Genomic DNA, 13503 nt, shown 5'->3' with positions numbered 1-13503 from the left:
TTGTGCTCACCTCGCTGTTCTCTGTGTCCCGTTCCGGGACTCGGCTCCACCCTGGCATTGGACGAACGAGAGCCCTGCTGGTTTTCACGCTGCTCGCGCTCGGAACCTCAATCGCCCACGGCGGTGCCGGCGCCACCGGTCTCGAGTCGCAGCCCCTTGCGCCGCGCTCCGGCCCGCGGGGTCCGACGATGTTCATCACGGTCGCACCCGACGACAGCGGTGTGCGCACGGAGAACAAATATGACGATCCCGAGATGTGGGGACGACGCGCGCGCGAGTTCGATCTCGGCGGCATCGGCACGGGCGTCGCGATCGGCGACTACGACGGCGATGGTCGACCCGACTTGTTTGCCGTCAGCAAAACCGAAAGCTGCCGGCTCTTTCGCAATCTCGGCGGCTGGAAATTCGAGGACGTCACCGAAAAGGCCGGCGTCGCGGACACCGGCGCCGACGCGCGGATCTGGAAGCAAGGCGCGACATTCGCCGACGTGAACAACGACGGCCGGCTGGATCTCTACGTCTGCCGGTTCAACGCGCCCAACCTGCTCTACGTCAACCAGGGCGACGGCACCTTCAAGGAACAGGCGCGCGCGTATGGACTCGACGTGAAGGATGCCACCGTGATGGCGACGTTTGCGGACTACGACCGCGACGGCTGGCTCGACGTGTTCATCCAGACCAACGTGCTCGATGCGGTGGCGAAGCCCGAAGGCCAGCGCGACTACCTTTTCCACAACAACGGCGATCCCGCACGCGTGGGCTTTACCGACGTCACCCCGCACGCCGGCGTCGCCCCCGGCCCCACGCACGGCAACTCGGCCGTGTGGTGGGACTACGACGCCGACGGCTGGCCCGATCTCTACGTGGCGAACGATTTTGCCGTGCCGGATGCGCTGTTTCGCAACAACCGCGACGGCACGTTCACCGATGTGATCACCCGCGTGATGCCGACCGTGCCCTACTCCTCCATGGGCTCGGATCTCGGCGACGCGGACAACGACGGCCGGCTCGACTTGCTGGTCACCGACATGGCCGCGACGAATCACGTGAAGGACCAGCGCACGATGGCGGAATCGCGCGCCCGGATGCGCGTGCCAGAGGATGGCGCGACGGAAATCCGGCAGTTTCCCTTCAGCACGCTCGCCTTGAACACCGGGACTGGCCGCTGCCTCGAGGCCGCACAACTCGCCGGCGTCGCCGCCACCGACTGGACCTGGTCGCCGCGTTGGGAAGATTTGGATAACGACGGCCGCGTCGACCTCCACGTGACGAACGGCATGTATCGGGAGATCCACAACCAGGACCTGATCGCGCGCCGCAGCTCGGCGGCGAGCATCGCGATCGCGGGTCAGATCACGCGCGGCAGTCCGGTGCTGGCGGAATCGAACTACGTTTTCCGGAATCTCGGCGAGCTGCGGTTCGAAAACGTTTCGGCCGCGTGGGGGCTGGATCACGTCGGGGTCAGCTTCGGATCGGCGCTCGGCGATCTCGATGGCGACGGCGATCTCGATCTCTTCTACGCGAACTATCAGGCGGGCGCCACGCTGCTGCGCAACGACAGCGACAACGGTCATCGCGTGATCTGCGTGTTGCGCGGCACGCGGAGCAACCGATTCGGAATCGGCGCCACGCTTACGCTCGAGACCGACGCCGGCGTGCAGGTCCGGGCGCTCACGCTGGCGCGCGGGTTCATGTCGAGCAGCGAGCCCATCGCGCATTTCGGGCTCGGCGAAGAAACCGCGATACGCCGGCTGACGGTGCACTGGCCGAGCGGCGCGGTGCAGGTGTTCGAAAACGTGGTCGCAGACCAGCGGCTGACGATCACGGAGCCTGGCGCAGGTGTAGCCGGGGTCGCTGACCCCGGCCAGCCAGCCACCTCGCTGACGAATGATGGACCGGGCTCATCGAGCCCGGCTACACCCATCCCACAATTTCATGAGATTAGCACCACCGTCGGTCTCTCGTGGGCGGCGCCCGAGGAACCTTACGACGAATTCCTCGACCAGCGGCTGCTGCCGTTCGGACTGAACCGTCGCGGCCCCGCACTCGCCGTGGGCGATCTGGATGGCAGCGGACGCGACAGCGTGTGTCTCGGCGGCACGACGCGCGAGCCGCTGAAGATTCTGCGGCCTGACGCGTCGGGCACGTGGACGCGTGTCGAATCACCCGCACTCACTGAACCACCGGCGGTCAACGACGGTCCGCTGCTCCTGTTCGACGCCGACGCTGACGGCGACGACGACCTGCTCGTCACCGCCGGCGGCACGAGCGCGCCCGCGGGTGCGCCGGAATATCAGTCACGACTCTTCCTGAACGACGGTCATGGCCGCTTTGCGCCCGCGCCCGCGGGCACATTGCCGGAATTCGCGATCAGCGCCGGCGCGGCTTGCACCGCCGACTTCGATCGCGACGGTCGGCTCGATGTGTTCGTCGGTGGTCGTGTTTCACCGGGGTTGTACCCGGCGACGCCGCCGAGCGCACTGCTCGCCAACCGCGGTAGCCGGTTTGAAGACGTGACCGACTCCGTCGCGCCGAACCTGCGCGCGGTGGGCATGGTGACGGCCGCACTCTGGAGCGACGTCGACGCCGACGGCTGGCCCGACCTGCTGGTCGCGCTCGAATGGGGCGCGGTGAAGTGTTTTCACAATGAAGCCGGCCGGACCTTTTCCGACTGGACCGAGCAGCTCGGATTCGCCGCCGCGGGCACCGGCTGGTGGCGCGCGATCGCGACGGCGGATTTCAACGGCGACGGCCGGCCCGACTACGCGGTCGGCAATCTCGGATTGAACACGCCGTATCGCGCGGATGCCGGTCATCCCGCGCTTCTGTTTACCGGCGATTTCGCCGGTCGCGGTTCACCGGAGATCGTGGAAGCGTACGACGAGAACGGCCGCCTGTATCCGCGACGCAGCCGCACGGACCTGGGCGCCGCGATTCCCGCGGTGTTCCGGCGTTATCGCGCGAATAACGACTATGCGCGCGCGACGCTGCCGGAAATTCTCGGTGAAGACCGGCTCGCGAGCGCGACCCGGTTCGCGGCGACGGAGCTGCGCAGCGGTGTGTTGCTGAGCGGGCCGGATGGCCGATATCGGTTCGAGCCCTGGCCCAACCTCGCCCAGATCGCGCCGGCGAACGGACTTGTCGCGGGGGATTTCGACGGCGACGGCCGCGCAGATCTCTACGTGGCGCAAAATTCCTATGCTCCGGCGCCGGCGATCGGCCGGTTCGATGGCGGCCTGAGCCAGTTCCTCCGCGGCGACGGCCAGGGGCACTTTGCACCGGTCCCGCCGAGCGCCAGCGGGCTGGTGGTGCCCGGCGATGCCAAGGCGCTGGCCGTGCTCGATCTCGATGCCGACGGCTGGCCGGATTTTCTGGTGACGCGCAATAACGACACGACGCTCGCGTTTCGCAATCGCGGCGTCGCGAGCCGGCACTCGTTGCGCGTAGTGTTGCAAGGTCCGCCTGGCAATCCGCACGCCGTCGGCGCCGTGGTCACGCTCGAGCACGCCGACGGGTTCGCGCAAAGCGGAGAGATCACCGCCGTCTCGGGATTTTCGAGCCAGTCGACGGCCGCGTCGTTTTTCGGTTTCACCGCAGAAAATCCGCCGCGTCGCGTGCGCGTGCGCTGGCCATCAGGTGAGACGACAACCCAGGAAGTCGACGTGAACGTGCCGGCCGTGCTGCGGCTGCGCGCGCCGTGACGCGCCGTTCGCGATTCGTTCCATGGTTGTAGCCGGGCTCGCTGAGCCCGGCCGCCGAGGTCACCGACCTCGGCTACATTCGCACCCTTCCTCGGCCGCACTCCGGCTCGTGTGGCACGGGCGTCCCGCGCGTGGACGGCGCTCCGGCCCGCCTTTCGCACGCACGCCGCGCACGCGACCGACACGGGCGAAATGCCATCCCACGGGGACCTCAACCGCAGTTCGCCCACCTCCTGCAACCGTCTCACCTGCACCATTCGCCCCGCGCCGGCGTCGTTTCGCCACACGCGACTGGTGCTACGGATTTTCGGCCGTCAGCATCACGTTGACCCCAAATGTTCTGCCCAGCAGATCGGACGCACACGTCGAAATTCGCGGTGCACGCGACGACGGGCGGCCCCGGATCCCGGCCATTAGGCCCGCTGCTCCGCCCGATTAGCGCCGGGAGCGCGCCGCAGGGTTTGGCCGCGCGCCCAAACCATTTTCCCACTCTATGACTCCGACGAACCAGGTGGCCCGCTGCACGATTCCCGGACGCCTCGCCTGCCGACTGCCCGCCATGGCCGCCGTCGCGTTGCTCGCGAGCGCCGCCGCAGCGGCATTCGGCGCGGCGCGACTCGAAACGCCCATCATCGTAACGCAGGTGCCGGCGAATGCCGCACGGCCGGCCTCCAACCCACACGCAAATGACCTCGCGCCCGGGGACCGATTCGACGGCGCGCGGCTGGTGATGGTTTCGACCGACGGCAATGTGCGCGTCCTCTCGGCCGGCTTCGCATCGGCGTGCGATCCGAACCTCTCGTTCGACGGCCAGCGCGTGATCTTCGCGGGCCAGCAAGCGCGCGGCGAACCCTTCCGAATTTGGGAGATCGGCCTCGACGGTACGAATCTCCGCCCGGTTTCCCCCGAGGGACTCGACGCCCGGCAGCCGATTCATGTGTCGGTTTTGAACACGCTCGAGTCGCCGCAGCCGTGGCCCACGGTCCTGTTCGTCGCCCGCGAGAGCACCGTCAGCGAAACGGGCCGGCCGTCGGTCTCGAACCTCTACGACGTGAAGCTCGATGGCACCGAGCTGCGCCGGCTCACCTACAATCCAAACTACAATCTCGATCCGGTGCAGATGTGGGACGGCCGCGTGATTTACGCCGCCGAACGCTACGCGAACGACGCTTCCGCCGAGCCGGGCCGGGTCGGGCTGTATGCCATTCACATCGAAGGCGCCGACATGGAGCGCTACGGCGGCGAACTCGGACGGCGGATTCAGCGGACGCCATGTCCGACGGCGGACGGACTGCTCGTGTTTGTCGAATCCGACCAGCCCACCGCGGATGGCTCGGGTCAGCTCGCATGCGTGGAGCAGCGGCGGCCGCACCTCACTTATCGATCGCTGACCAACGACGCCGACTTCGTCTATGCGCACCCCTCGCCGCTCGGCGGCAATCGCGTGCTCGTCGCGCAGCGGCCACACCGGGCGAAGGCCACGTGGGGCATCGTCGCCTTCGACGCAACGACGGGCCGCAGCGAGTCGGTTTTCGACATGGGGGACTTCGACGAGGTCCAGGCGGTGCTCGTAAAACCGCGACCTTCGCCGGATGGACATTCGACGGTCGTCGTGAGCAAAGCCGACTACGGCACGCTTTACGGACTCGACTGCTACACGACCGACGCCGCGCGCGCCGGCCACCTGCAGCCCGGCGAGGTGAAGCGCGTGCGCATCATCGAAGGCCTGCCAGACTCTCGACGGGGCACGGGCGTCTCGCCCGCGGGCGTGCAGGAAGGTCAATCGAAACCCATGGACGCGACGAAGGCGACAAACGCGACGAGGGCGTCGCGTCCCCAGGCGCCGCGTCTCCAGGCGACCAACCCCGCCACCGCGCCCACTTCGCCCGTCATGCCACGCCGGCTGATCGGCGAGGCGGCCGTCGAAAGCGACGGCTCGTTCAATCTCTTCGTACCTTCCGATACGCCGCTTCTGCTCCAAACGGTCGACGAAAACGGCTTCGCGCTCGGCACGTGCGGGTGGTTTTGGGTGAAGCCGAAGGAGAAGCGCGGCTGCATCGGTTGCCACGAGGACCCCGAGCGCGTGCCCGAAAACAAGTTCGTCCTGGCGTTGCACCACGACTCGGTCCCGCTCCTCCCGCCCGTCGCGGAGCGCCGTCGCGTGACCTTCGCGCACGACGTCGCGCCGATTCTCCAGCGGCTGCCCGCCTCCGCTCTCCGCGATGCGCAGCTGCAGCCATTGCCGCTCGCGCTCGACACGCCGGCCGGTGTCGCCGCGGCCTACGAAACGATCACCCACGGACCCGACGCACTTGTCGAACCCGGTCGCGCGCGCACCAGCCGGCTCATCTGGCAACTCACGGGCCGCAATACGTCACGGCCGTGGGACGCCACCGCACGAACCAAGGTTCCGCCATCCGCAGCTCGGCTCAGCGCCGACGATCTTCGCACCGTGATTCTGTGGATCGACCTCGGCGCACAGTACGACGCGGCGCCCGCGACGACCGCAGTGGCAGAAAGCACGAACGGAGGAAACGTAAAATGAATACGACGATCACGACGACCGGCGAACCTCTCGATTTCAGGATGGTGCATCTCGTGGCACGGGCGTCCCGCCCGTGGGCGGCGCTCTGCGCCGCCATCATGGGCAACATTCCCATGGCCCGGCACGGGCGGGACGCCCGTGCCACCACCGACCAGGCGCGCAGGCTTGGGAAGCCAACGTTCGCTCTCACCACGATGGTGGCCTTCGCAATTTTGACCGCGCCCTTGGTCCTCGCCGCATCCGCGCCCTGGCCCCAGTTCACCGACGTCACTGAATCCGCGGGCATCGCGTTCAAACACGGCTACGGCGACCTCGAGTTGAACAACATCGTCGAGGCCACCGGGCCCGGCTGCTGCGTCTTCGACTACAACAACGACGGCCTGATGGACGTCTACTTCGTCAACGGTCGTTGGCATCCGGACGTCAGCGACAACCGCGGCCGCTCGTTGAAGGGCAAGCTCGCCAACGCGCTTTATCGCAACAACGGCGACGGCACCTTTACCGATGTCACCGCGGCCGCCGGCGTCGCCGGCCGCGTCGACAGTTACGGCATGGCCGCATCGGCGGCCGACTACGACAACGACGGTCACCTCGACCTCTACGTCTGCAACTACGGCAGCAACCTTCTCTATCACAACAACGGCGACGGCACGTTCACGGACGTGACCGAGAAGGCCGGCGTGCTCAGCCCCGGCTGGAGCCTGGCGGCGCCGTGGTTCGACTACGACGGCGACGGCCGGCTCGACCTGTTCGTCGTTCACTACCTCGACTACGACAAGGGCGCCTTCCAGCGCACGGGCGCCTACTACAAGGCCGACAACTTTCCCGGGCCGCTCTCCTATCCCGGCCTGCCGGATCATCTGTATCGGAACAACGGCGATGGCACCTTCACCGACGTCACCGAGGCGACCGGGTTGTGGGAACCCACCGGCCGCGGCATGGGCGCGGTGGCCTGCGATCTCGATGGCGATGGCGACGTCGATCTGTACGTCACCAACGACGCCATGCCAAACAACCTTTGGATCAACGACGGACGCGGTCATTTCACCGACCAGGGCATGGAGACCAACACCGCCTTCGGCGAAGGCGGTCAGGGCGTCTCGTCGATGGGGCCCTTCGTGGCCGACGTCGATCGCGATGGACGGCTCGACATCCTCGTGCCCGACATGGGCTACAGCTCGCTGATGCTGCAGAAACAGCCGCGCTTTTTCACCGATGTCACGGCGCAGTCCGGGGTCGCGGTGCTTTGTGGCCAATACACCGGTTGGGGCGGGTTGCTCAACGACTACGACAACGACGGCTACGCCGATCTGTTCATCGCCAACGGCGACCCGCATCACACCTACGTCGAGGAAGCGGTCATCGCCCGCTGGGACGGCCAGAGCAAGTTCGTCGACATGGCGCGCGTTTCCGGCGACTTCTTCAATCACAAATACGTGGGCCGCGGCGCCGCGTTTGCCGACTTCGACAACGACGGCGATCTCGACATCGTGATGAACGTCATCGGCGATTTGCCGCGCGTGCTGCGCAACGATGGCGGCAATGCGCGCCACTGGCTGAAGCTTGCGCCGCTCCGCGCCGACACCGGCCTCATCGCGCTCAATGCCACGGTAACGGTCAAGGCCGGAGGGCTGACGATGATCCAGCCCGTCCTCGCGACCAATGGCTACCTCACCGCCAGCGATCCGCGGCCCAACTTCGGACTGGGCGACGCCACCGCGGCCGACTCGGTCGAGATTCGTTGGCCCGACGGCACGCGCCAGAAGCTCACCGACGTGATGGCCGACCAGATTCTGACGGTGAAACACGGTACCGACGATGGAGCCGCGCACGCTGAGCCCAGCCGGCCGGAGTCCGCGATTCCGGCACCAGCAACCGTCCGGAAGTAAACGCACCGCATCCCTCTCCAGCATGAGACTCACGCTGAACCTATTGGCTGCACTGGCGACGTTCGCCGTCGTGCCGCTCACCACCCGCGCGGCCGACAGCTACGCGAACGCGCCGATCAAGGACCCCGTTTACATCGGCGCCGAAGCGTGCGCCGAGTGTCATGACAACGCCGCCACCGGCGCGCAATACCGGAAGTGGCGCACCACCGCGCACGCTCGGGCGTATGAGAATCTGTCGATGCCCGAATCGCAGGAGATCACGCGGCTGAGCGGCATCACCGAAGCCCCGTTGAAATCGCGCATGTGCCTCGGCTGTCACGCCACCGCGTCGGACGAAGAGGACTGGCGCCGCGACGACGGCTTCCGACTCGAGGACGGCATGCAGTGCGAGATGTGTCACGGTCCCGGCAGCGAATACGCCACGAAGGAAATCATGAAGGACCGCGAGCAGGCGATGAAGCGCGGGTTGCTCATGCTCACCAAGGACGACTGCCTGCGTTGCCATCGCCCGAAGGGTTCGCACGACATGGTCCTGAAAGGCCGCAAGCCGTTCAATCTCGATGAAGCCTGGCAGGCCATCGCCCATCCGATTCCGAAGGGCAAGCAGGCCGTGCTCGCTGCCGCCAGCGCGTCGCCGCCGACGAGCGCCCAACCGACCGCGGCGCCCGCAACGCCACCCGCCCGGCCGGCTCCGCCCCTGCACGTCGAACCGACTTACAAAAACCCGCTCAATCTGGCGCTCTCGCCCGACAATCGTGAACTCTGGGTGGCGTGCGAGCAGGCGGGCACGATCGCGGTGGTCGACACCGCCACGCGCACCAAGGCCCTCGAGTTCCAGGTCGGCGGCCAGCCGACGGAGATCGCGTTCACCCCCGACGGCCGACGCGCGTTCGTCTCGAACCGGCTCGACGATACTGTCTCGGTCGTCGACGTCGCCACGCACCAGGTCACCGCGACGATCGAGGTCGGCGACGAGCCGCACGGCGTTCTCGTCGATCGCGAGGGCAAACACCTCTACGTCCTCAACACCTCGATCGACAACGTCTCGGTGATCGATCTGGCCTCGCTCCAGGAGGTCAAGCGGCTCAGCGCCTCGCGCTCGCCGTGGGACCTCGCGCTCTCGCCCGACGGCCAGACGATCGTCGTCACCAACGTGCTCTCGCGCTACACGGGCGACCGCAACCCGTCGCTTTCCGAGCTCACCGTCATCGACACCGCCCGCGCCGTCGTCAAGGACCGCATCACCGTCCCCGGCGCGAATCTGCTCGAGGGCATTGCCTGGCACCCAAGCGGCGAATACGCCGTGTTCACCGAGCTGCGCACCAAGAACCTCGTGCCGATGACGCGCATCAACCACGGGTGGACGATCACCAACGGTCTCGGCCTCCTCTGGGCCGACGGCACGGTCGATCAGGTGCTCCTCGACCAGAACGATATTTGCTTCCCCGACCCGACCGACATCGCGATCACGCCCGACGGCCGGCTCGCGGTCGTGACGAGTTCCAGTTCCGACCGGGTTGCGGTCGTCGATCTCCAGAAACTCACCGCGCTGCTGAAGTCCGCGCCGCCCGAGGAGCGCACCCGCGTCATTCCCAACCACACCGGCAAGCCGGCGGAATTTGTCGTAGCCTACATCCCGGTCCACACGACGCCGCGCGGCATCACCTGTTCGGCCGACGGCGCCACGGCGTTCGTCGCCAGCAAGCTCGACGACTCAGTCACCGTCATCGATCTGCGCCAGCTTGCCGTCGCGGCTCGCGTCGATCTCGGCGGCCCGAGCGAGGTGACCATGCACCGCCGCGGCGAACGACTCTTCCACAGCGCGGATATCGCGTTCCGGCGCCAGTTCTCGTGCAGCACCTGCCACCCCGACGGCCACATCGACAATCTCGCCTACAGCATCGAGGACTCCGGTGTCGGCATGAACCCGGTCGACAACCGCACGCTCCGCGGCATCGCGGACACCGCGCCGTTCAAATGGTCCGGCGTCAATCCCAGCCTCAAGCGGCAATGCGGCGCGCGGCTCGCGGTCTTCATCACGCGGATCCAGCCGTTCACGCCCGCGCAACTCGAGGATCTCCACGATTACCTTTGCTCGATCCCGCGTCCGCCAAACCGCTATCGCGCCCTCGGCCAGGATCTCACCGAGGCGCAGCGCCGCGGGCAGGCGATCTTCGAACGCACCCGCCGCAACGATGGCTCGCTCATTCCGCCCGAGGGCCGCTGCGCCACCTGCCATCCGGCGCCGCTCTACACCGACGGCCGGCTCCACGATGTCGGCACCAAGTTCGCGCTCGATCGCGACGGCAAGTTCGATCCGCCGCATCTGATGAACATCTACGATTCCGCGCCCTACCTGCACAACGGCATCGCGCGCACGCTCGAGGAGATCTGGACCGTCTACAATCCCGACGATCGCCACGGCGTAACCAACGACATGACCAAGGACCAGCTGAACGATCTGGTCGAGTATCTCAAAACGCTCTGACCGGTTCGTACGACGCCCGCTCCTCTCCATCCCCAGCGCCTCCATGTACCCCATCCGCAAAGCCCACTCCTGGTTGCACGCGTGCACCACTCTCGCGTTATGCAATCTTGCGGCCGCCGCCTCCTCCGCGGCCGACGCAAAAAGCCCCGCCGCCGACCCCGGCCTGCCGTACGTCTACACCCAGTGGGAGCAGTTCACCACCAAGGACGGTCTGCCCAACGATCACATCTTCGCCGTCAAGGCCGACCCCGCGCGCAACTGCGTGTGGGTCGGCACCGAGGACGGGCTCGCCCGCTACGACAAGCAGACGAGAACGTTCAAAAGCTGGCAGGAGAAGGACGGCCTGCCCTGGCGCGTCGTCACCGCGATCGACATCGATCCGCGCACGGGTGACCTCTGGCTCGGGCTCTTCGGTGGCGGCCTCGCCCGCTTCAGCGCCGGCCGCTTCGATCACTTCAGCCAGATGAACAGCGGACTGGTCAACGACGTCGTCTACGCCGTGGCCATCGAAGGCGACCACGTCTGGTGCGCCACCACCGCCGGCGCCAGCCGCTACAACACGAAGACCGACAAGTGGGACATCTTCACCGAAAAGAACGCGCCCATGGAGGAAATCTGGAATTACAGTGTTTCCGCCAACGACGGCAAAGTGCACCTCGCGGTCTGGGGCAGCGGCGTCCTCGAATTCGACGTCAAAACCGAGAATTGGAAAATCTATCTCGATCCCGACGGCGAAATGGAAATCGATCTCTACCGTGACGACGGCAACATCCACGTCATCACCACCGGCGCCTCCTACCGCGACAAGGTGCTCTGGATCTCGTCCTACTTCGGCGTCACCCGCTACGACGGCCGCCATTGGCACGGTTTCTTCGATCACGACTCCGGTCTGCCGAGCAATTTCAACAACAACCTCAAGGCGCGCAGCGGCCACGAAGCGTGGTTCTCCACCGACAAGGGCCTCGGCGCCTGCATGGATGACGCCACCAACACCTGGGTCGCCTACACGTCGGACGGCGATCACCACACCGGGAAAGCCGTGATCACGCGGGACAAACAGGTGATCAAGGTGGTGGATACCGGCTACAACGTGCCCCACAATTTTCAGATCTGCGTCGATTTCGACGGCCAGGACGTCTGGGCCGGGACCTCCAAGGGCCTGGGCCACGGCATCGGCGACGGCTACTACCCGCGTCTGCGCGCGGCAGGCACGAACAACGGGGAGACTTCCAAGTGAAAGGCGAAGCGATGAACACGAATCACGCTACCGAATCCGTAACACGCACCGGGGCATGGGCGCCCCGCCCGCGGACGGCGCTCCGCGCCGCAATCCTCCCAGAAAACTCCATGCGTCCACACGGTCAGGATGCCCGTGCCATCCAGGCTGCTTTTTTCCGCAGCCTCCACACCATCGCCGCGAGTCTCAGTTTGATCGCACTGGTCCTTGCACCGGTCTGCGCCTCCGCCGCCGATGCGTCCACGCCTGCCGCCGTTGCCACCCCCGATCCCGCCGCTGCCGCCATCCTGCCGCAGCTCGACACCGGTTACTACCGGCAGCCCACGCTGCCGCTGAAGCAGAACGAAAATTACGCGAAGTCCTCCGCCGACGTGGAGCCCTACGGTGGCGTGAAGCCTTACAAGGAGCACTTTCTGCTCCAGATGGAATACGCCGGCGCGGGCCGCGGCCTTCCCGAACCCGAGCACGTGGACTCGGTGAAGATCGGCTTTCTCGGCCCCATCAAGCCGACCGTCTCCGTCGCCACGGGCGGCAAGAGTCACAATGAGGAAAAACTCGGCGTCGCGATGATGCGCGCCGCCACGCTCGCCATCGAGGAGGCCAACGCGCAGGGCGGCTATCTCAAGCGCCGCGTGCCGTTCGAGCTCGCCGTGCACAACGACAACGCGCTCTGGGGCGCGTCCGGCAGCGAGGTTGTCGACATGGCCTACAAGGACGGCGTCTGGGCCATCATCGGCGGCATCGACGGCGCCAATACTCACATCGCCATCCGGGTCGCGCTCAAGATCGAAATCCCCTGGATGACTCCCGGCGACCTCGATCCCACCTACATCGAGACCAACATTCCGTGGGTGATGCGCTGCATTGGTGACGACCGTCAGCTCAACTACCTCCTCGTCGACTACGCCCTCCGCAAGATGGACTACCAGCGTCCCTGCATCATCCGCTCGAGCAACCGCTACGGGCGTTTCGGCGTGCGCGAGATTCGCGACAGCTGCCGCCGCATGGGTCGACCGAGCGTGATCGAAATGGCCTACAGGGGCGGCGCCACCGATTTCACGCTGCAGCTCGACCGCATCGCCGAGTACAAGCCGGACGTGATCTTTCATTGGGGCAACGGCGACGACGCCGCGCGCGTGCTCAACGCGATCCGCGCCCGCGGTTGGAAGCAGCCGTTCCTCACCTGCGACCGTGCGGTCACCGATGAATTCCTCGAGATCGCCGGCGCCAACGCCGAGGGCGTCGTCTGCGCGTACCCGTGGAATCCCGAGCGCCAGGATCCGAAGCTCGAGGCCTTCCGCGAAGCGTTCCGAAAACGGTGGGACGCGGAGGCCGACACCTACGCCGCTCATGCCTACGACGGCACCAACATGCTGATCTGGGCCATCCAGAATGCCGGTCTGAACCGCGCGAAGATCCGCGATCTGATCGCTTACCGCACGGAACCGTTCCACGGCATCACCGGCGAGATCCCGCTCAGCTCCGCGATGGACGACGCCGGTGAAGTTTTCCTTGCGATCCGGGAGGGCGGCAAATGGGTCTACCATTCGCGCGACGATCTCGGCATTCCGCGCGGCACGGTGATCGAAAAACCCCGCGCCGAGCGCGAGGTCGCGAGGGCGCAGTGAACGGCGTTTGCGACA

6 protein-coding genes are annotated in these 13503 nt (G+C 66.5%); all 6 read left to right on the top strand.

Features of this window, described 5'->3' with window-relative positions; all coding sequences use genetic code 11:
• Positions 1–188: 188 nt before the first annotated feature.
• The 6 genes from OTER_RS14955 (at position 189) to OTER_RS14930 (ending at position 13488) form a co-directional block, all read left to right on the top strand.
• Positions 189–3701 (top strand): CRTAC1 family protein, encoded by a 3513-nt coding sequence (locus OTER_RS14955; protein ID WP_012375769.1) that lies wholly within the window; start codon positions 189–191, stop codon positions 3699–3701.
• A gap of 493 nt (positions 3702–4194) precedes the next feature.
• Positions 4195–6246: an HzsA-related protein gene (locus OTER_RS25560; protein ID WP_012375768.1), complete on the top strand. Its 2052-nt coding sequence runs from the start codon at positions 4195–4197 to the stop codon at positions 6244–6246.
• A complete protein-coding gene (locus OTER_RS25555; RefSeq protein ID WP_052300394.1) occupies positions 6243–8135 on the top strand; it encodes a CRTAC1 family protein in 1893 nt (630 codons plus the stop codon). Before OTER_RS25560 ends, OTER_RS25555 begins: the two co-directional genes overlap by 4 nt.
• Before the next feature lie 22 nt (positions 8136–8157).
• Positions 8158–10623 carry a multiheme c-type cytochrome gene (locus tag OTER_RS14940; RefSeq protein ID WP_012375766.1) on the top strand — a complete coding sequence of 822 codons (2466 nt, stop codon included), beginning with the start codon at positions 8158–8160 and terminating at the stop codon, positions 10621–10623.
• 43 nt (positions 10624–10666) lie between these two features.
• Positions 10667–11860, top strand: a complete 1194-nt coding sequence (locus OTER_RS14935) for a ligand-binding sensor domain-containing protein (protein WP_012375765.1) — start codon at positions 10667–10669, stop codon at positions 11858–11860.
• Positions 11861–11970: 110 nt separating this feature from the next.
• On the top strand, positions 11971–13488 hold the full coding sequence (locus tag OTER_RS14930; RefSeq protein WP_012375764.1) for an ABC transporter substrate-binding protein: 1518 nt from the start codon (positions 11971–11973) through the stop codon (positions 13486–13488).
• Positions 13489–13503 lie beyond the last annotated feature (15 nt).

It is taken from the genome of Opitutus terrae PB90-1 (genome assembly GCF_000019965.1).
GTDB lineage: Bacteria > Verrucomicrobiota > Verrucomicrobiia > Opitutales > Opitutaceae > Opitutus > Opitutus terrae.
This window is presented reverse-complemented; position numbering and strand designations above follow the sequence as displayed.